General features: G+C 46.5%; 22 protein-coding genes and 6 tRNA genes. 4 read left to right on the top strand and 24 right to left on the bottom strand.

The window, feature by feature from the left end; genetic code table 11:
- Window positions 1-2 precede the first annotated feature (2 nt).
- From QMA41_RS15450 to mutY, 9 genes are all read right to left on the bottom strand, one after another.
- Window positions 3-78, bottom strand: a tRNA-Thr gene (locus QMA41_RS15450).
- A gap of 53 nt (window positions 79-131) precedes the next feature.
- Window positions 132-207 (bottom strand) — tRNA-Phe (locus tag QMA41_RS15445).
- 692 nt (window positions 208-899) lie between these two features.
- A tRNA-Asn gene (locus QMA41_RS15440) sits at window positions 900-975 on the bottom strand.
- A 37-nt stretch (window positions 976-1012) separates the two neighbouring features.
- Window positions 1013-1088, bottom strand: a tRNA-Phe gene (locus tag QMA41_RS15435).
- Window positions 1089-1095: 7 nt separating this feature from the next.
- Window positions 1096-1171 (bottom strand) — tRNA-Thr (locus tag QMA41_RS15430).
- Window positions 1172-1225: 54 nt separating this feature from the next.
- Window positions 1226-1301 (bottom strand) — tRNA-Phe (locus QMA41_RS15425).
- Between the two features lie 103 nt (window positions 1302-1404).
- The gene (gene mltC / locus QMA41_RS15420; protein ID WP_281630095.1) at window positions 1405-2541 is read right to left on the bottom strand and encodes a membrane-bound lytic murein transglycosylase MltC; all 1137 of its coding nucleotides are present in this window, start codon (window positions 2539-2541) and stop codon (window positions 1405-1407) included.
- Between the two features lie 74 nt (window positions 2542-2615).
- On the bottom strand, window positions 2616-2888 hold the full coding sequence (locus QMA41_RS15415; RefSeq protein WP_006958274.1) for an oxidative damage protection protein: 273 nt from the start codon (window positions 2886-2888) through the stop codon (window positions 2616-2618).
- A 19-nt stretch (window positions 2889-2907) separates the two neighbouring features.
- The gene (mutY, locus tag QMA41_RS15410; RefSeq protein WP_281630094.1) at window positions 2908-3963 is read right to left on the bottom strand and encodes an A/G-specific adenine glycosylase; all 1056 of its coding nucleotides are present in this window, start codon (window positions 3961-3963) and stop codon (window positions 2908-2910) included.
- A gap of 187 nt (window positions 3964-4150) precedes the next feature.
- Between mutY and trmB the strand changes: the two genes are divergently transcribed.
- Both trmB and glsB read left to right on the top strand, forming a co-directional pair.
- Entirely contained in the window at window positions 4151-4870 is a 720-nt protein-coding gene (gene trmB / locus QMA41_RS15405; protein ID WP_006958272.1) for a tRNA (guanosine(46)-N7)-methyltransferase TrmB, read from the top strand.
- Between the two features lie 100 nt (window positions 4871-4970).
- Window positions 4971-5891 (top strand): glutaminase B, encoded by a 921-nt coding sequence (gene glsB, locus QMA41_RS15400; protein ID WP_019277252.1) that lies wholly within the window; start codon window positions 4971-4973, stop codon window positions 5889-5891.
- Window positions 5892-5985: 94 nt separating this feature from the next.
- On the opposite strand, the gene hemW is transcribed toward glsB, so the two are convergent.
- The 7 genes from hemW to QMA41_RS15365 form a co-directional block, all read right to left on the bottom strand.
- Window positions 5986-7164 carry a radical SAM family heme chaperone HemW gene (hemW, locus tag QMA41_RS15395; RefSeq protein ID WP_281630093.1) on the bottom strand — a complete coding sequence of 393 codons (1179 nt, stop codon included), beginning with the start codon at window positions 7162-7164 and terminating at the stop codon, window positions 5986-5988.
- Window positions 7164-7766, bottom strand: coding sequence for an XTP/dITP diphosphatase (locus tag QMA41_RS15390; RefSeq protein ID WP_006958269.1), 603 nt, complete (start codon window positions 7764-7766; stop codon window positions 7164-7166). Before QMA41_RS15390 ends, hemW begins: the two co-directional genes overlap by 1 nt.
- Before the next feature lie 39 nt (window positions 7767-7805).
- On the bottom strand, window positions 7806-8237 hold the full coding sequence (locus QMA41_RS15385; RefSeq protein WP_021458447.1) for a DUF4426 domain-containing protein: 432 nt from the start codon (window positions 8235-8237) through the stop codon (window positions 7806-7808).
- Between the two features lie 198 nt (window positions 8238-8435).
- Entirely contained in the window at window positions 8436-8726 is a 291-nt protein-coding gene (gene yggU / locus QMA41_RS15380; protein WP_038509522.1) for a DUF167 family protein YggU, read from the bottom strand.
- Window positions 8726-9283 carry a YggT family protein gene (locus QMA41_RS15375; protein ID WP_006958264.1) on the bottom strand — a complete coding sequence of 186 codons (558 nt, stop codon included), beginning with the start codon at window positions 9281-9283 and terminating at the stop codon, window positions 8726-8728. Before QMA41_RS15375 ends, yggU begins: the two co-directional genes overlap by 1 nt.
- A gap of 38 nt (window positions 9284-9321) precedes the next feature.
- Window positions 9322-10140: a pyrroline-5-carboxylate reductase gene (gene proC, locus QMA41_RS15370; protein WP_019277259.1), complete on the bottom strand. Its 819-nt coding sequence runs from the start codon at window positions 10138-10140 to the stop codon at window positions 9322-9324.
- Between the two features lie 27 nt (window positions 10141-10167).
- Window positions 10168-10884 (bottom strand): YggS family pyridoxal phosphate-dependent enzyme, encoded by a 717-nt coding sequence (locus QMA41_RS15365; RefSeq protein WP_281630092.1) that lies wholly within the window; start codon window positions 10882-10884, stop codon window positions 10168-10170.
- A gap of 24 nt (window positions 10885-10908) precedes the next feature.
- Here QMA41_RS15365 and QMA41_RS15360 point away from each other — a divergent pair, with 24 nt between their 5' ends.
- Together QMA41_RS15360 and QMA41_RS15355 are read left to right on the top strand one after the other, a co-directional pair.
- Entirely contained in the window at window positions 10909-11946 is a 1038-nt protein-coding gene (locus QMA41_RS15360; protein WP_006958261.1) for a type IV pilus twitching motility protein PilT, read from the top strand.
- Between the two features lie 11 nt (window positions 11947-11957).
- Window positions 11958-13064: a PilT/PilU family type 4a pilus ATPase gene (locus QMA41_RS15355; protein ID WP_281630100.1), complete on the top strand. Its 1107-nt coding sequence runs from the start codon at window positions 11958-11960 to the stop codon at window positions 13062-13064.
- A gap of 109 nt (window positions 13065-13173) precedes the next feature.
- Here QMA41_RS15355 and ruvX read toward each other — a convergent pair whose 3' ends face one another.
- From ruvX to metK, 8 genes are all read right to left on the bottom strand, one after another.
- The gene (gene ruvX / locus QMA41_RS15350; RefSeq protein ID WP_029236265.1) at window positions 13174-13596 is read right to left on the bottom strand and encodes a Holliday junction resolvase RuvX; all 423 of its coding nucleotides are present in this window, start codon (window positions 13594-13596) and stop codon (window positions 13174-13176) included.
- Window positions 13597-13613: 17 nt separating this feature from the next.
- Window positions 13614-14177 (bottom strand): YqgE/AlgH family protein, encoded by a 564-nt coding sequence (locus tag QMA41_RS15345; RefSeq protein WP_019277262.1) that lies wholly within the window; start codon window positions 14175-14177, stop codon window positions 13614-13616.
- Window positions 14178-14233: 56 nt separating this feature from the next.
- Window positions 14234-15184 carry a glutathione synthase gene (gene gshB / locus QMA41_RS15340; protein WP_019277263.1) on the bottom strand — a complete coding sequence of 317 codons (951 nt, stop codon included), beginning with the start codon at window positions 15182-15184 and terminating at the stop codon, window positions 14234-14236.
- 13 nt (window positions 15185-15197) lie between these two features.
- On the bottom strand, window positions 15198-15929 hold the full coding sequence (rsmE, locus tag QMA41_RS15335; protein WP_031343392.1) for a 16S rRNA (uracil(1498)-N(3))-methyltransferase: 732 nt from the start codon (window positions 15927-15929) through the stop codon (window positions 15198-15200).
- 108 nt (window positions 15930-16037) lie between these two features.
- Entirely contained in the window at window positions 16038-16742 is a 705-nt protein-coding gene (locus QMA41_RS15330) for an endonuclease (RefSeq protein WP_281630091.1), read from the bottom strand.
- A gap of 79 nt (window positions 16743-16821) precedes the next feature.
- The gene (locus tag QMA41_RS15325) at window positions 16822-17319 is read right to left on the bottom strand and encodes a SprT family zinc-dependent metalloprotease (RefSeq protein ID WP_281630090.1); all 498 of its coding nucleotides are present in this window, start codon (window positions 17317-17319) and stop codon (window positions 16822-16824) included.
- A gap of 65 nt (window positions 17320-17384) precedes the next feature.
- On the bottom strand, window positions 17385-18179 hold the full coding sequence (locus tag QMA41_RS15320) for a DUF2189 domain-containing protein (RefSeq protein ID WP_006958244.1): 795 nt from the start codon (window positions 18177-18179) through the stop codon (window positions 17385-17387).
- Between the two features lie 278 nt (window positions 18180-18457).
- On the bottom strand, window positions 18458-19612 hold the full coding sequence (metK, locus tag QMA41_RS15315) for a methionine adenosyltransferase (protein WP_045987206.1): 1155 nt from the start codon (window positions 19610-19612) through the stop codon (window positions 18458-18460).
- Window positions 19613-19829: the final 217 nt, after the last annotated feature.

Raw genomic sequence — 19829 nt, 5'->3', positions numbered from 1 at the left:
AATGGTGCCGACTACCGGAATCGAACTGGTGACCTACTGATTACAAGTCAGTTGCTCTACCTACTGAGCTAAGTCGGCACACTTTATTCTTTAACTATTGTTCGTGCTAAGCACCAACAATTAATAAATTGTGGTGCCCGGAGGCGGAATCGAACCACCGACACGAGGATTTTCAATCCTCTGCTCTACCGACTGAGCTATCCGGGCGACGAGGTGTATTAAAAGGCTTTTCGCCTTGGAGGTCAACATTAAATTGCAAAAAAAATATCGTTTGTTGTTTTTCTATACTTAATGGGCTGTTTTTGCTCATTTCGGATAAGAAATGTATAGCCAGCAACAGAAGTTATAGCCGAGAGAGTAGGGAATAATGGATTTAGATAGCAAAAAAACACCCCTTAAAGAGTGCTTTTCAGTTGTTTAAGCGTCGAATCAGTGCCTAATCCCAAACTGGTTCAGCCTGTTTTCCTAAGCATTAGCAAATCGAGCTACGCTTTTTGCGCGTTTTTGACGGGTTACAGCTGCCTGAATAAATGCTGTATTTCTACATAAAGAATGAGATTACGGATTTATATTGTTTGCGGATCTATGAGATAAAAATCTAAGTGGGGTAGAAAGTCGATATCTGGATGAGAAAGAGGAAAACTGAGCTCTGTGAGTGATTAGATTACTTGAGAGTAGGATTCTTTGCGGAGGGGCGGCTCTGTGCTGAGACATTTCTTTGGAACAAAGCAGGAGCATTAAATACGAAAAATGCCTCACCGTGTGATGAGGCTTTTTCTAATTATGGCCTCTCTGTCGGGACTCAACGCAGGCGGCCAGCTCTGAGACATTTACTTGGAACAAGTAAGTCGCAGTTAAAAACGAAAAAAGCCAAGTCTTTCGACTTGGCTTCTTGAAAGTGGCTCCCCCTGCGGGACTCGAACCTGCGACATACGGATTAACAGTCCGCCGTTCTACCAACTGAACTAAGGGGGAATTATTTGTGTCATCTTTTCAGATAAGCACCAAATAATGGTGCCTCGAGGCGGAATCGAACCACCGACACGAGGATTTTCAATCCTCTGCTCTACCGACTGAGCTATCGAGGCAAAAGAATGGTGCCGACTACCGGAATCGAACTGGTGACCTACTGATTACAAGTCAGTTGCTCTACCTACTGAGCTAAGTCGGCACACTTTATTCTTTTACTAATTGTTCGTGCTAAGCACCAACAATAAAGAAATTGTGGTGCCCGGAGGCGGAATCGAACCACCGACACGAGGATTTTCAATCCTCTGCTCTACCGACTGAGCTATCCGGGCAACGGAGCGCTATTAAACGGATTTTCCGTCTTGCCGTCAACTTGTTTTTAGAAAAAAATTCAAAAAAGTGGTTGAGTGCCGATAATTTAGGCGTTTTTAGCGCTTATGATTTACCAGCGTTAAAATCCTTTTTGAATTTTGTTACTTTTTCGAGATAACGGCGCGCTTCCGCGTTTGGGTGTTTTTTCGTCAACGCCCAATAAACTTGATTTGGTTGCAGAGAGTTAAGGTCGCGCATTGCTCGTTTTCTGTCATTGCGATTGAAAGTATTGAGCACGCCGCCAGTCCCACCGTTGTAAGCAGAGATCATGCTGTATTCGAGAGAAGTAGGATGGCGAACATCTTTTAGATAACGATTTTTCAGAATGTAGAAATAAGCGGTACCGGTATCTATGTTGTTTTCTGGATTAAATAGATATTCAGGGGATGGTTGACCAGATTTCTTCTTCACCAGCTTAAATACATCACGCCCTGCGGTTTTAGGTACAACCTGCATAAGCCCGTAGGCGTTGGCCCAGCTTACTGCATATGGGTTAAAGCTACTTTCTGTTTTGATAATCGCATAAATCAGATCTTCAGGAATACCGTAACGGCGTGAAGCTCGCTGAACGATATCAGCATACTTATAGCTGCGTATCTCAAATTGTTCCTCAACCATAGGAATTTCAACGTAATAGGCTTTTTTGAAGTCGACGTTTTTGACTTTGAGCTTATTGGCAATCAGGTAATCGGCAAATCGGTTTGCTCGCCACGACCACTGAATAGGCTTGTTATCTTGGTCGACGACCTGACGATAAAGAAACGGCTGGCCTTCAAGCTTGATGTCTTTGGAAGAGAATAAGTCGACGTTTGCTGGATCGTCGGGGGTCAGCAGTGTGGTTACAATCGCGTTTTTCAGATGCCCCTTTGGATCGGTTGGCGAAACGGTTTCGATAACAATGGTGCCCTTATCAAAATTGACTTCTGAACGACTGAGATAGTTGTCGATGTATTTGACGTAGTTGCTCTTGCCGGCGAACTTGATTTCCCCGCGTCCCCAACGCTTTTCAATGTTGCCTGAGAAGCTACTGATCAAGGCATCAAGTGCCGCTGTATCTTTCTGAAACTGGCCGGGTAGTCCGGCTAAGTTTTTGGCAAATCGGTTGGTTGGTTCGTAGTTCACATCATAGATGTTTTCAATGAACTCACGACTACAACCCGTGAGCGTCATTGTCAGCAAAAAGTAAGCTAACTTCTTCATATCTATCCTAAAAAAATGACATCAAAGCAACGCAGTGATGTCATTCTCTCTATCCTTAACCTAAAGGGCAAATCTTATTCGCTTGGCGGCGTGTAGCCTTCGATATGGACATCTTTGCCTTCAAATAGGAAGTTGACCATCTCAGTTTCGATCAGTTTACGGTGCTCAGGATCCATCATGTTGAGCTTTTTCTCGTTGATCAGCATGGTTTGCTTGTGTTGCCACTCTGCCCAAGCTTGTTTAGAAATGTTGTCAAAAATACGCTTACCTAGTTCACCAGGGTACAGTTGAAAGTCCAGACCTTCTGCGTCTTTTTGTAGTCGAGCACAAAATACAGTGCGGCTCATAACGACTCCTTAGAGTTAATCAATATTGAAGCTCGAAAGGCAGGCTTTCCAGTAGTTGTTTTACTGGAGCGGCCAAACCTATCTCTTCAGGTTGCGATAAGTTATACCAAAGACCTTTGTTTGCTTCCATCACCACATCAGGTTGCTTTGATAGGTCTACCAAAATTGGTGTGATATCGAGGTGGTAATGACTAAAGGTGTGGCGAAAAGCAATCAACTGATCGCGACGTTGAATGTCCTTATCAAGGACACCACGCATTGTCAGTTGATGATCGAGTTGTGCTTCAGAGTGTTCTGGAAAGCAGAATAGTCCGCCCCAGATCCCCGATTGTGGGCGTTGTTCCAGCCATACATGCCCTTGGTGATGCAGCATAATGAACCAGGTCTCTTTGACTGGCTTTTCTTTTTTCGGCTTTTTGCCAGGGTAGTCGAGAGGGTTGCCTTGTTTGTACGCGGCGCAAAAAGAAGACACTGGGCACAGTGTACATTTTGGCTTGCTGCGAGTGCACACCATGGCACCCATATCCATCATTGCCTGATTGTACTTATCGACATCGGTGTCGGGAGTGTGTTCTTCAGCATGCTGCCAAAGCTGATTCTCGACTTTCTTTTGCCCCGGCCAGCCCTCAACAGCAAAGCTACGCGCCAGTGTACGCTTCACATTGCCGTCTAAAATGGCGTGTGGCTGTTTATAGACAGAAGACAATACAGCCGCTGCGGTAGAACGACCTATACCCGGTAGGGCGTTCATCTGCTCAATATCGAGAGGGAATTCGCCCTGATATTGCTCTGCCACAATCTTCGCAGCTTTATGTAAATTACGCGCTCGTGCGTAATAGCCGAGCCCTGTCCATAGGTGAAGCACTTCATCTTGCTCTGCATTGGCAAGATCTACGACAGTCGGGAAGCGTTCGAGAAAGCGTTGGTAATAAGGTATCACGGTAGTGACCTGAGTCTGCTGAAGCATAATTTCAGACAGCCAGACACTATACGCAGTTTTATTTTGTTGCCACGGAAGGCTTTTTCTTCCGTAGTCTTCGTACCATTCTAGGATGGCGTTTGCAAAAGGAGTCACGACTTGCTCTGTAATTTTATATTTATTGAGTTAGCTAAAATTGCACCATAGAAACTGTCTAAAGTACAACCGATAAAGAGTAGGGGTTTATTCTGCGAGAAATGACCTAAAATACTTGCACCAATGTCGATTCTTTGGATAATCACAATCCCTTTAAGTCGAGAGCAATTTTTAGACAGGCAGAATCATGAGTGAAGTGACCACTAACGAATACAATGAAGACGGTAAACTGATACGCAAAGTGCGCAGCTTTGTGCGTCGTGAAGGCCGTTTGACCAAAGGTCAGGAAAGCGCAATGAATGAATGCTGGCCGACAATGGGTATTGATTACCAAGAAAAGCTTCTTGATTGGAAAGAAGTGTTTGGTAACGATAACCCTGTGGTACTGGAAATTGGTTTCGGTATGGGGGCATCTCTGGTCGAAATGGCGAAAAATGCGCCTGAGAAAAACTTCCTTGGTATTGAAGTTCACAGCCCAGGTGTGGGCGCGTGTCTTGCGGATGCACGCGAAGCTGGCCTAACCAACTTACGAGTGATGTGTCACGATGCTGTGGAAGTGTTTGCTAACATGATCCCAGACAGCAGCCTAGCAACACTGCAATTATTCTTCCCAGACCCATGGCACAAGAAGCGCCACCACAAGCGCCGTATTGTACAGCTAGATTTTGCTGAAATGGTGCGCCAAAAACTTTCAGTTGGTGAAGGCATCTTCCACATGGCGACAGACTGGGAAAATTACGCAGAACATATGATTGAGGTGATGAATCAAGCGCCTGGATATGAGAACATCGCCGAGGATGGTGACTTTGTTCCACGTCCGGAAGATCGTCCTCTGACCAAGTTTGAAGCACGTGGTCACCGTTTAGGTCACGGAGTGTGGGACATTAAGTTTAAGCGTGTTAGCTAAGTCACCCGCGAAATAAAAGCGAATGAGAAAGCCAACATTTTGATGTTGGCTTTTTTGACCCTACAAGAAAAATAATAAGCCTTTGAAATATAGGTAAGTAATGAAACCGACAAAAGAAATTTTAGCCGACATCCTGCAAGAGGTCAGGCCGCTTATCGGTCAGGGAAAAGTAGCCGATTATATTCCTGCGCTGGCAAAAGTTCCGGCTAATAAACTGGCAATTGCTGTCTTCACCAATAAGGGAGAAGTAATCAAAGCTGGTGACGCCGATGAACCTTTTTCAATTCAGTCCATTTCTAAAGCGTTAAGTTTAACGTTAGCAATGGGGTTATATACTCCTGATGAGATTTGGGCTCGGGTAGGCAAGGAGCCTTCTGGTCAGGCATTTAACTCTCTGATTCAGCTTGAAATGGAGCAGGGAATTCCACGTAACCCTTTCATTAATGCCGGGGCAATAGTTGTTGCCGATTTGCTGCAAAGCCGCCTGTCTGCGCCGAGACAACGCTTGCTGGAATTTGTCCGTCAACTGTCGGGCGATACTCATATCTGTTACGACAAGATAGTTGCAGCATCAGAGATGATGCACAGTGACCGCAATGCGGCGATTGCGTATCTTATGCGCTCTTTTGGCAACTTTGACAATGATGTAATCCCTGTTCTGAATAACTACTTCCATGCGTGTGCTTTGAAGATGAGCTGTGTCGATTTAGCGAAAACATTCAGCTATCTGGCTAATAAAGGCACTTCAGTACAAACAGGCAAGCCTGTGGTGACACCTACTCAAACTAAGCAGCTTAACGCTTTGCTGGCAACATGTGGCTTGTATGATGGTGCTGGGGAATTTGCATACCGAGTCGGTATGCCAGGGAAATCTGGTGTTGGTGGCGGGATCATCGCTATCGTACCGGGGGAGATGACGATTGCGGTTTGGTCTCCAGAGCTGGACCCTTCAGGCAACTCTCTCGCCGGGACCAGAGCACTAGAGCTACTCGCTGAGCGAATTGGCCGCTCGATATTCTAAACTTCGCTCCGAGACAGCGGAGACAAGTTTTGAACGATGAAAAACAAAAAGGGTTGACCATATCGTCAACCCTTTCAAATTTGTTCCAGCCCCTCTAATCCTCTTCCGCCATAAACGCTTCGAGCAAATCGTTAAGGAACAGCTTTCCTTTTTCTGTGATTTGCCAATGCGTATCAGACTCGCTGAGGTATTGCATCTCTTTCGCCCAGTCGATGGTTTCCTGAATTGATTCAAAACCCAAGCCAGTTGTATCTAAGAAGTCTTGCTTAGGGCAGGCTTCCATCAAACGGAATCGGTTCATAAAGAACTCGAAAGGACGATCTTCGCTAGCGACATCGGCTTCACTATCTAGGTAGGGTTTTACCATATTCTGATACGCTGCCAGATAGCCTCTCGGGTGCTTGACCTTAGTCGTACGGATGATACGCCCGTCAGCGAAACTGAGTTTGCCATGCGAGCCACAGCCAATGCCGAGATAGTCGCCAAAACGCCAATAGTTGAGATTATGCTGGCATTGATACTCTGGCTTACTGTAGCCGGAAATTTCGTACTGAACGTAGCCCGCTTCAGTCAGCTTTTGGTGGCCGAGTTCAAAAATGTCCCACAAGTCATCGTCATCGGGCAGAACAGGCGGCTTGTAGTGGAACATAGTATTGGGCTCAATAGTGAGCTGATACCACGAAAGATGTGGTGGGTTAAGCTCAATCGCCTTTTCCAGATCCGCGAGGGCTTGCTCTACGGTTTGGTCTGGCAGACCGTGCATTAAATCAAGATTAAAGCTATTTAAACCAATCTTGTGAGCCAGTTTCGCGGCATTGACGGCTTCATCCTGACCATGGATTCGCCCAAGACGTTCGAGCTTCTGCTGTTCGAAGCTCTGCACACCAATCGAAATTCTCGTCACTCCAGCTTTGCGATACCCCGCGAAGCGCTCCGCTTCAATCGTGCCTGGATTCGCTTCCATGGTGATTTCAATGTCGTCTTTAAACGCGACTCTTTTTTCTATGCCAGCAAGTAAATCAGCGATTCCTTGCGCTGAGATGAGACTTGGCGTCCCTCCACCGATAAATATGGAGTGGAGTGCCCGTAGGTTGGTTTTAAGCTGATAACGCTCGATATCAGTATCAAGGTCCTCCAGCAGAGCAGCTATGTACTCTTGCTCTGGGATGTCGGCTTTTAACGCGTGCGAGTTAAAATCGCAATAAGGGCATTTTTGTACACACCAAGGGATGTGGACATAAAGACTCAGCGCTGGTGGAATCAATTGGCTCATTATTGCTGCTCAGAAAGTGTCGCAAACAACTGCTTAAGCGCTTTACCACGGTGAGAAAGTTGCTTTTTACGTGTTGGTTCAAGCTCTGCTGAAGCACAGTTATCTTCTGGAACGAAGAAAACCGGATCGTAACCAAAACCATTGTCGCCCTGAGCTTCAGTCAGAATACGGCCTTCCCACTTACCGTGGCAGACGATCGGCGTTGGATCTAATTCGTGACGCATTAGCACTAATACACAATGGAAGCGTGCAGTACGTTGCTCCTGCGGAACGCCTTGCATTGCATCGAGCAGCTTCTCTAGATTTTGCTGGTCACTCGCGCCTTCTCCGGCATAACGTGCAGAGTATATGCCCGGCGCTCCTTTTAGGAAGTCGACTTCAAGGCCTGAATCGTCGGCAATGGCCGCCAATCCGGTTTCTTTCGCTGCATGACGCGCCTTGATGATGGCGTTTTCAATAAATGTTGTGCCAGTTTCAGCAACTTCTGAGACATTAAATTCGCTTTGTGCCACGACATCGAAACCGAAATCTGCCAGCAGATCGGCCATCTCACGAACCTTGCCCTGGTTACCTGTCGCTAGGACAATTTTTTGTGCATTCATAATCTTGTTTGTGCCTATATTGGGAAGGGTGTTTAGTCGTTACTCTTCCACATAAAATTTCTGGGTGAACTTTAATCTGCCCGTGCCTTTATTACCAGCATTAACATCGATATTGAATGTTAGGTTTTCCTCGTCCGAAATAGGGAATTCAGCGAGGTAATAAATCGCAGAGCCTTCTTTTATTTCGCGGAACTCAAGTGTCTTAGTTTGGCCGATTAAGTTTTTCGCGCTGCCACTAACTTTCGCGGTGATGGCAGGCTTACCAGCCTGATAATTGTCTAACACACTGATATTAATTATTGCTGAGTAGCCGTTTCGTTTTAGCTCATAGCTACGCGCGACTTGCGGAGTTAGGAATGTGGAGTTAAATGCGGAGTAGTGAACTTCGACATCTTTGATGGTTTTAAACTGACCCGCCCACGTGGGTAGGGCTAAAAGACTGGCCAGCGCTAACGTGATCCATTTTTTCATGATGCTTCCTTAATGGCTTACTACAGAGGAAAAGAGCAGCGTAAATGATACGACTACATGCTTATTATTTTTACGCCTGATCATACGTTTGGATCCTCACTCTGTGAAGGTTTTTAGATTACCAAGGGCGAATTATGCTGTGCTTTTTATGTGAAATATTGAGAGTGCGCCTTTTGTGATTCGAATTAAAAAAGGCCATCACAAGATGGCCTTTATTGTTTCGGGGATATGAGCTGGGGACTGGATTCTGACTTGTTTATGTCGCCCGAGTTCCCCTTTCTCTATGGTGATTAGCCCTTTTGCTACTTTGAACTGTTTGGACAGGTATTTACTTAAGTGAGCGTTGGCTTTTCCGTCCACAGGCGGGGCGGTAATTGCGATTTTGATTTCATCACCATGCAGACCAATCAGCTTATCTCTGCTTGCCTTGGGCTGAATGTAGAGCCTGAGTAGGAGGTCATCACCTTCTAACCAAGCGGCTTTTGCCATTATAGCTGGAACCAGACAGGGCCAATCATGTCACCCATCAGGAAGTTCGCGAACTGAAGGGCAATAAATAGGACCAGTACGCTAAGATCGAACCCACCCATTGCCGGAATTACGCGGCGGATAGGCGCCAACATAGGTTCTGTAAGCTGATGGAAGACATATTCAATCGGGCTGCGACCCTGGCTGACCCAGCTCAGGATGGCGCGGATAAGAAGTACCCAGAACAGCAAGCCACCAGCTGCTTTAATCAGCGATAGTAGACCAAGGAAGAAGAACTCTGCACTGAATGACACAGAGCCGCCGGAGGCAACCAGAATCAGAGCGACAAACTTCAGCACACACAGCACGTAAGCAAACAGTACTGTCGCTAAATCGATACTGCCGATCGAAGGGACAACCCTGCGCAGTGGTGCAATCACTGGCTGAGTCGCTTTGACGATAAATTGTGAGAATGGGTTGTAGAAGTCTGCACGCGCAGCTTGCAGCCAAATCCGCAAGATCACCACCATGATGTAGAGATCAAACAGGGTGGAAATCAGAAAACTCATTGAATTCATAGGTTACCCTTACTTCGTAGAGCCAAGGCTCAATCTAATTAAAACTGTTTTTCCATTTCTTCAGCACGAGCTACAGCGGCTTGCATTGCTTTCGCTACTATATCTGAAAGTTGGTGTTCGTTGAATGTGCGTAACGCTTCCGCCGTAGTGCCGCCTTTTGAGGTGACGTTTTCGCGCAGTGTCGATAGTTCTGTCTCTGGGTTGCCAACGACCATGCTTGCAGCGCCTAAGGCTGATTGTTGCACTAAAAGGCGAGCCGTCTCTTTATCAAAACCTTGGGCAATGGCTTCAGCTTGCATCGCTTCCATAAAGCGGAAGAAGTAAGCCGGAGCGCTGCCAGCAGCTGCAATGATGCTGTTGATGCCGGATTCTTGTTCTACCCAACAAACTTTGCCGCATGACTCCATAAGTTCAGCTGCAAAGGCTTTATCTTGCTGTGAAACGTGCGATGGAGCATACAGACCACTCATTCCCAAACCAAGCTGAGAGGGAGTGTTTGGCATAACACGAACGATGTTTAGGTTGTGATTCAGCATTTCACATAGGCGTTGGCTACTGATACCTGCGGCAATCGAAATGACCAGTTTGCCTGACCAGTCGATGGATTGAAGTGGTTTACATACCTCTTCCATCATTTGCGGTTTCACAGAAAGGACGACCACGTCAGCCTCGCTGGCTGCGGCTATATTGTCGCTGGTGGTCTTAATGGAATAGTCTTGCTCCAACGGCAGGCGTCGAGTCTCAGATGGGGCTGTCGCTGTGATCATGGCAGCAGGATAACCGCCTGATACTAGACCAGAGACGATAGCCTTGACCATGTTACCTGCGCCGATAAAGGCAATTTTCTTGTGTTCCATTGATTGTGTTCTTCCTGTTATTGCTGATTAAGCTTTATTGCTGTAGTCGCGAGCACCGAAAATAGCGGTGCCAATTCGGACCATAGTCGTTCCCGCTTCAATTGCGGCTTCCATATCGCCACTCATGCCCATCGAAAGCGTATCGAGATTGAGCTCTGGGTAACGTTGCGCCAATCGGTTTTTCAGCTCTGCCAAATGGCTAAATGCCGCAAGCTGAGACTGATAGTCTGAAACGTTGGCCGGGATTGACATCAATCCTCTTAACGTGAGGTTTGGCAAAGAAGAAATCAACTCTGCCAAAGCAAAGATTTCGTCATCACTGGCGCCAGATTTAGAGCTTTCACTGCTGGTATTGACCTGAATGAGAACTTGCAACGGCGCCATTTCTTGCGGCCTTTGATCATTTAATCGCTGGGCAATCTTAGCGCGGTCAACGGTATGCACCCAGGCAAAGCTCTCCGCAACATAGCGTGTTTTGTTGGACTGAATTGGACCAATAAAGTGCCATTCTAGAGTCAATTCAGGGTGGTTTTCAGCGAAATACGCAACTTTATCAACGCCTTCCTGTACGTAATTCTCGCCAAAAGCGACTTGACCGGCGCGAGCTGCTTCTAAAATCGCGTCGAACGGTTTGGTTTTACTCACCGCCAGAAGTTGCACTGAGCCTAGAGGGCGTCCACACTTTTGTTGTGCCGCTTCAATCTGTGAGGTGATCTGTTCAATGTTTTGTTGAATACTACTCATAGCTAACTTTATTAAGGATTTTAAATGGATATCGCTGAATTACTGGATTTTAGTGTAAAGCATAATGCTTCAGATCTACATCTTTCTGCTGGTGTATCTCCCATGGTACGCATTGATGGTGAAGTAAGAAAGCTTGGCGTACCAGCGTTCAACCATTCCGAAGTGCATCGTTTGGTGTTTGAAATTATGAACGATGCTCAGCGTAGCGAATTTGAAGAACGTCTTGAAGTCGACTTTTCTTTTGCACTTCCGGACGTTGGCCGTTTTAGGGTCAACGCTTTTAACCAATCCCGTGGCTGTGCGGCCGTATTTCGTACCATTCCAACTGATATCCCGACTTTAGAGCAGCTAGAAGCGCCATCGATCTTTGAAAACATCGCCAATATGGAGAAAGGATTAATCTTAGTCACTGGGCCAACGGGCTCAGGTAAATCGACCACTTTGGCTGCAATGGTGGATCATATTAATCGTCACCACAATAAGCATATCCTGACTATTGAAGATCCGATTGAGTTTGTGCACACCAATAACAAATGTCTGATCAACCAGCGTGAAGTTCACAATGATACCCATAGTTTTAATAACGCGCTGCGCAGTGCATTGCGTGAAGATCCCGATGTCATTTTAGTTGGTGAGCTACGCGATCAGGAAACGATCAGTCTAGCGTTGACCGCGGCTGAAACCGGCCACTTAGTATTTGGTACTTTGCACACCAGTTCGGCGGCGAAAACTATCGACCGTATCATTGATGTTTTCCCAGGTAGCGACAAAGGCATGGTGCGTTCCATGCTCTCTGAGTCTCTGCGTGCGGTGATTGCGCAGAAATTACTCAAGCGCATTGGCGGTGGGAGAACCGCTTGTCATGAAATCATGATGGCAACACCTGCTATTCGTAATCTGATCCGCGAAGACAAAGTCGCGCAAATGCAGTCTGTGATTCAGACTGGTGCGGCGCATGGTATGCAAACCATGGAGCAGCACTCCAAACAGTTGATTGCTCAAGGTCTGGTTGATGCAGAAGAAGTGTCGAAGAAAATTGAAGTTGAGCAAGGTCTGTTCTGAGAGAGGTCATGATGGATATCAATGCTTATCTGCAAGGCATGCTGACTGAGAAAGCGTCAGACTTATACATCACTGTTGGTGCGCCGGTACTTTATCGTGTTGATGGTGAGTTGAAGCCGCATGGAGAGAGCTTATCGGAAGCCGAAGTGCTGACGCTACTCCACAGCACCATGGATGAAGAGCGCCAGAGTGACTATAGCCACAGTCGAGAAGCGAACTTTGCCGTAGTGCGGGATTTTGGTCGCTTTCGTGTGTCCGCTTTCTACCAGCGAGAGTTACCCGGTGCGGTGATTCGTAGAATCGAAACCACCATACCCACATTTGATGACTTAAAACTGCCCGAAACTCTGAAAGACCTTTCCATTGCCAAGCGTGGTTTGGTGTTAGTTGTGGGTGCCACGGGTTCTGGTAAATCCACAACAATGGCAGCGATGACCGGCTATCGAAATACTGAGCGCAGCGGCCATATTCTGACAGTTGAAGACCCGATTGAGTTTGTCCACGAACATCAGAAATGCATCGTCACGCAACGTGAGGTTGGCTTAGACACAGAAAGTTATGAAGTCGCGCTGAAGAACTCTTTGCGTCAGGCTCCTGATATGATCTTGATCGGTGAGATCCGCTCGCGAGAGACCATGGAGTACGCGATGACATTCGCTGAGACGGGGCATCTGTGTATGGCGACGTTGCACGCTAACAATGCTAACCAAGCTTTGGAAAGGATCCTGCACCTTGTACCGAAAGAGCAAAAAGAGCAGTTCCTGTTTGATCTCTCCATGAACCTTAAAGGTGTTATCGGCCAGCAGTTGATTCGAGATAAAAACGGCCAAGGTCGTCATGGCGTTTTTGAAATTCTACTCAACAGTCCACGAGTATCGGATCTCATTCGTCGCGGGGACTTGCATGAACTCAAGTCAACCATGGCAAAATCTCAGGAAATTGGTATGCAGACGTTTGATCAGGCACTCTACCAATTGGTAGTGAATGACAAAATTACTGAAGAAGATGCGCTGCACAGTGCGGATTCAGCCAATGACCTGCGTATCATGCTTAAAACTCAACGAGGTGAAAGCTTCGGTGGTGGTGCGCTAGCAGATGTGAAGATTGATATGGATTAGAGATTGCTCTTCGCCGTTTGGGGCGTGTGAATATTTTCTATCGTGCTCTATTTGTGGCACTGAAATATAAGGGGTTGGCGCGATGTGCCAACCCTTTCAGTTTTCTCGCTTAGCCGTATTGAGCTTCAAACCAGCTTTCAAGGATAACGACCGCTGATTGGCAGTCGACATTCCCTTTGCTGAGCGCCTTGTAGCCGCCCATACTGAACAGCTCTGAGCGAGCTTCTGTAGTGGATAAGCGCTCATCGTGCAGCTCGACAGGAAGGCCGAAACGGCCGTGAAGACGATTAGCAAACTTTTTCGCTCTAGGAGTAATCGTTTCCAAATCTTTGCCGTGAAGGTCCGTTGGCAGGCCGACAACCAGTAGGTTTGGTTGCCATTCTTTGATCTGCTTTTCAATATCGTCCCAGTTGGGAATGCCATCGTTGGCTTTAAAGGCTTTCAGCGGTGATGCCGTGCCTGTAATCTCCTGACCAATGGCACTGCCAATACTTTTAGTGCCGAAGTCAAAAGCCATAATTGTTCTAGACATAAATTTTAATGGGGAGGTTATGCATGACCAATATCACTGGACAGTTGAGACGCGTCGATGCCAAGCATCTGCACGGCTTTTTGCCAACGTTCATTGATCGGTGTGTTAAACATGACATCAGGGTCGGCTTCAATCGTTAGCCAAGAGTTTTCAGAAAGCTCAATCTCTAATTGGCCCGCTTCCCAACCAGAATAACCTAATGCAACAATGTACTCTGGTGGTTCGGCTTCTGTACCGAGAACCGCGAGTATGTCCTTCGAAGTCGTGACGGAGATACAGTCAGTCATCTGAATGCTGGATTCATAATGATCTTTTGGTTGGTGAAGAATAAACCCTCGATCTCCTGAAACTGGGCCGCCATTGAGTACCGGTTTCTCAAGGCTACCGACTTTGAGTTGGGGTTGAGTCGCTTCAACGTCGACCTGCTTGAGCATTTTACCTACTGTGATGTCGATTGGAGCATTAATCATTAAACCCATCGCGCCATCATCATTGTGTTCACATACGTAGATAACGCTGCGTTGGAAGTAGGGATCTTTCATCCCCGGCATAGCAACTAAAAAGTGGTTGGTTAAATTCATAGTTACTCCAGCGTAAAGTGGGCGACAAGTTATCGCCCAATGATCATGTGAGTAAATTACTGCTTGTTGAGGCGACGCTCTATCGCATCCATCAATTTACCCGTAATTGAGATATCAAATGCAGCCTCGATTTCGCGAATACAGGTTGGGCTGGTTACATTTATCTCAGTTAACTTGTCACCAATGACGTCCAAGCCTACAAAGATCAAACCTTTTTCCTTAAGTGTAGGCGCTACAGCCGCTGCGATCTGTTTATCTGTTTCGCTCAGTGGTCGGGCTTCACCTGTACCACCTGCCGCAAGGTTGCCGCGAGTTTCACCTTTTGCCGGAATACGTGCCAGGCAGTAAGGCATCGCTTCGCCGTCCACGACCAGAATTCGCTTGTCGCCGTTGCTGATGTCAGGAACGAATGTTTGTGCCATCGCATAGTTTTGGCCGTGGTTAGTCAGGGTTTCGATAATCACAGAAACATTTGGATCGTTCTCTTTGACTCGGAAAATAGATGCACCACCCATGCCATCTAGCGGTTTTAAGATCACATCTCCGTGCTGTTCGCGGAATTGTTTAATCTTCTCTGCTTTGCGGGTCACGATTGTGGTTGGGGTGAGTTCTGGGAACCAGGCTGTGAACAGCTTTTCGTTACAGTCACGCAGGCTCTGAGGTTTGTTGACGATTAACGTGCCTTTCTCTTCTGCTCGTTCAAGAATGTAGGTCGCGTAGATATACTCAGTATCGAACGGAGGATCTTTACGCATCAATACCGCATCAAGCTCTGACAGCTCAATAGTTTGCTCTGACTTAAACTGGAACCAGCCTGTTGGATCTTCTTTGAGTTCCACCACTTTGGTGTCTGCAACAGCGACACCTTGGTCTAAGTGCAGATCATGCATTTCCATGTAGTGGATTTCGTAGCCGCGGCGCTGCGCTTCAAGCATCATGGCAAAGCTAGAGTCTTTCTTGATGTTGATGGACTCGATAGGGTCCATCACGATACCTAATTTGATCATGGTTTTTCTCCGTTTAACCAAGGTCGCCAAAGCGAACTTGAAGGGCAGTAATTGCGGTAAGAGCTGCTGTCTCTGTGCGTAATACGCGTGGGCCTAGCAGAGTCTCTTCAAATTGATATTCTCGGGTTTTCTCGATCTCTTCTGCGGACAAGCCACCTTCGGGGCCGATCAACAGACGAACTTTTTCGACCGGCGCTGGCAGCGTATTGATTGAGTATTTTGCTCTGGGGTGAAGGTTGAGTTTAAGGCCATCATAATCTTCTGCACACCACTCATCCAACTGCATGATAGGGCGAATCTGCGGAACGATATTGCGTCCACTTTGCTCGCAAGCGCTGATGGCAACTTTCTGCCATTGGGCGAGCTTTTTCTCAAAACGTTTTTGATCTAGCTTGACGCCACAACGCTCAGAAATCAGTGGGGTAATGGTATTAACGCCCAGCTCTACAGACTTCTGAATGGTGAACTCCATCTTTTCCCCGCGAGAAATGACCTGACCTAAATGCAGGTCCAGCGGTGACTCGCTGCTGCGTTCAACACGTTTAGTGATATTCACGGTGACGGACTTTTTGCTGACTTCTTCAATTACGGCTGGAAACTCGGCCCCATAGCCATCAAAAAGCAACACTTCTTGTCCAACCTTCATCCGCAAGACTCTTCCTACATGGCCGGCTGCATCTTCGCTAAGCGCTAAACTGCCAAGTTGGGTTATAGGTTCAGGGTGATAAATTCGAGGAATTCGCATCAGCTTTGTATCCGGCCAGATAATTGAGAATGAACTCCTAACATGGATGCTTTATGCCTAAAAAACAAGGGGCAGGCTGTACATATCGCTACAATTCATAAGGGTCAATTACAGCGCCTGGCATGCCTTGAAAACGAAAGGGTTATGATTGCCCTGAATCTTGAAGATTCGACGCTCACGTTCACATTCCCATGTGTCGACCGGATAGAGCTTATTCCAAGCTGTCATGAGTTGGTTTTGTTGCTTCGATAGCTTGAATCCGTATTCCTGACTCATGTACAGATAGGTTCGGGCAATGGAACCTTTGGCGCGGTCTGGTGGCATGACTCTCCGTTGCTTAAAGTTGACCTGCATTTCGCATTGGCCATACGTCACGCCATCCATCCCATTCCACTGGCTGAAGTTGTAATTCGAGCGATCGCCGTTCACTTCACCGATAGCGGGGGTGAGGTTATGTAGATCGGCTTCCATTGAGCGAAATACGGTGTCATTTTTGGTGCAGTTTTTTCGTCCTCCAGACTGCCAACATTGTCGTTGGTGGCCAAACTGCCAAGCCGGAACAACATGCTCCCATTCGATTCTTGAAGCACGTTTTTGCTGTTTTCTCACGGCGTAACCACATGACTTTAAATCGGGAATACCTTTTTTTCCCTGCCAGGTGATATCACATCCACAGTAAAAGCTGGTGGGGTGATCGGAATATATCTTTAGTGCTTCTTTCTTGGCTTTCGAAAATGAAGAGGGAGGCGCAGAGAGCACCTGAAATGAACTAATAAGTACAGTGAAGCAAATAAAAAATGCACGAAGTTTCATGTCGATAAGTATTAGAAAAGTATGACTTATCGCAGTCTAGCACGCATTTGTCAGTGAAACTTATTAATGGCTCACTGAGTTATGAGAGCTGCTTACCTGTAAACACGAGGGTTTGCTGACAGCTCTGGCATCGGTAGCTGCTTTGATGACGTAGGACTTTATTGTGACGTCTGATTGTCAGCGGATAGAGCTGGCATCCGCAGCGGTATTCGAAGGTTTTCCCTTGTACGGAAGTAATTTCAAAACTGTGCGTAGTACGAGCAGGGACGCCAAATACGCATTCCATGATCGATTGCCACTCTTTACCGTGGGGTCTGACCCGACCATAGACCTGATAAGTGATCAAATGTGCGATTTCATGCGGGATGACTTCATCGAAAAACGCTTGCTGATTTTCGAAAAATAAAACGGGATTGAGGCGAATCTCATTAAGCTGGAGGTAGGCTTTGCCTGCCGCTTTACCTCTCAGTTTGTAGCTGATAGAAGGGAAAGAAAATGAACGCTGAAAAGCATGTTGAGCCGTTATGATATAGCGAGCGACCACTTGTTGTACGCGATAGCTAAGCTCTGTATCCAAATTCATCTCCAAAAAATTCGCCCCTTAGATAAGGGGCGAATCATATACCGGATTAGACGTTGGTGCTAATGGTGCTTTTTCTTGATGGTTTCATGATAAGCGTGCCAAGTACCGTAGCCAAGAATTGGCATAGTAAACAACATGCCGATTCCGTAAGTCGCAAAGCCAATTAAGATACCGCCACAGATCACGGCTGCCCATACTATCATCGCTGGAATATTTGATTTGACGGCGTTAAAGCTGGTAAACACAGCGGTCATCATATCAACGCGTCGCTCCATCATAAGTGGGATGGAGAAAGCAGAAATACTAAACACAATTGCAGCCAGTACCATGCCGACCAAAGAGCCGATAACAAGGAATGGAAGGAAATCTGTTATTGGGGCGCCCTGAACCGAAGGGTATAACGCATGAAGTAACGCAGCGATACGCATCCAGAAAATCATACACACGGCGAGCATGACAGCAAACGCCCATTGTGATGAAGAGTTACGCCCAATGGCTTTCATTGAGTGAAGTAAGCTGGCGTGATGGCCCTTTTCCCGCTCCCAACTGGCATCATAAAGCCCTAGCGCTAAGAAGGGACCAATTAGCATATAGACGACTAAACTTGGCATGACGACTAAGTGTGTGCCTTGCCATTGAACTAGCAGCACAATACCAATAGCTGCCGCCATGAAACACAAACCGTAAAAGGCACTGATCAACGGCATACGCACAAAGTCGTGCAAGCCGAGTGATAGCCAATGAAACGGCGCGGATAAGCTGACATGATTGCACGGTATAGTACGTGCGTATTCGTTATCTGGGACTTCCTTTCGTTTGTCGTTGAAGTCTTGTGGATTCACCGTACGAGGCATACATCCTCCTTGATCGACTCTGTAATAAGTCACCCATAGATTCATGGGTGGCGTCTTGGAACTCGATGCCCGGCTTTGCGACTGCCCTAATAAGCTGCGCATCTGACTTGGTCTGTTAAAAAGCAATTTTTGGCGAAGAATTAGCCTTTTAACATATTGTTAACTATTGACCCCATGACAAAAAAATACAAATTTGTTGTTTGATTTTTGCGCACAAAAGCAAAGGGCTTCTGGTTACCCAGAAGCCCTTGAATAGCAAATTAGTGCGGTAATTTAAATTACTTAAGACCAGCGAAGTCGCGTAGAAGTGCAGCCTTATCAGTCGCTTCCCATGGGAACTCTTCACGACCGAAGTGGCCGTATGCGGCTGTTTTCTTGTAGATTGGCTGAAGTAGGTTCAACATTTCTTGTAGGCCGTATGGGCGCAGATCGAAGTGTTGGCGTACCGCTTCAACAATGATGTCTTGAGATACTTTTTCAGTACCAAATGTTTCCACCATGATAGATGTTGGATCTGCAACACCGATTGCGTAAGAAAGCTGAATCTCACAACGGTCAGCAAGGCCAGCCGCAACGATGTTTTTCGCAACGTAACGTGCAGCGTAAGCCGCAGAACGGTCAACTTTTGATGGATCTTTACCGGAGAATGCACCACCACCATGACGAGCAGCACCACCGTATGTATCAACGATGATCTTACGACCAGTCAGACCACAGTCACCCATTGGGCCACCGATAACAAAACGGCCAGTTGGGTTGATGAAGAAGTTAGTGTCTTTGTTTAGCCACTCTGATGGTAGAACTGGCTTGATGATCTCTTCCATAACCGCTTCACGTAGGTCTGGCGTAGAGATTGAGTCACAGTGCTGAGTCGAAAGAACGACAGCATCAATACCAACGATTTTTCCTTGGTCGTACTGGAACGTTACCTGTGATTTTGCATCAGGACGTAGCCAAGGTAGTGTGCCGTTTTTACGTACTTCTGCTTGTTTTTGAACAAGTAGGTGAGAATACGTAATTGGAGCTGGCATTAGTACGTCTGTCTCGTTAGTCGCGTAGCCAAACATGATGCCTTGGTCACCAGCACCTTGCTCTTTTGGATCCGCTTTATCAACGCCTTGGTTGATATCTGGAGACTGTTTACCAATGGTGTTCAGTACCGCACAAGAGTTTGCGTCGAAGCCCATTTCAGAGTTTACGTAGCCAATATCGCGAACGGTTTGGCGAGTTAGCTCTTCAATGTCTACCCATGCTGAAGTGGTGATCTCACCACCAACCATTACCATGCCTGTTTTTACGTACGTTTCACACGCAACACGGGCTTTCGGGTCTTGTTCAAGAATCGCATCAAGTACTGCGTCAGAAATCTGATCTGCAATTTTATCTGGATGACCTTCTGATACTGACTCAGAAGTAAACAGGTGCTTAGCCATGTTAGCTCCACTTTAATCTGGTTTAGTTCAGTGAATGTGTTTAATCACTGACATTGAGTAATACTAATAATTGTAGGTGTATCTACATCTAGACGTCTATTCTAATTTTCACTGTTCGAATTACAAGCTCTTTTTTAATTTAATACATATCCAAACGTTTGCTTCTAAAGAGTTAAATATTACTAACTTGGATAGAAATGGCAGAAAATAAGCGAGA

Source organism: Vibrio sp. St2 (assembly GCF_947311885.1).
GTDB lineage: Bacteria > Pseudomonadota > Gammaproteobacteria > Enterobacterales > Vibrionaceae > Vibrio > Vibrio coralliilyticus.
Note: the sequence above shows the minus strand (reverse complement) of the source record. Positions and strands in the feature narration are given on the sequence as shown.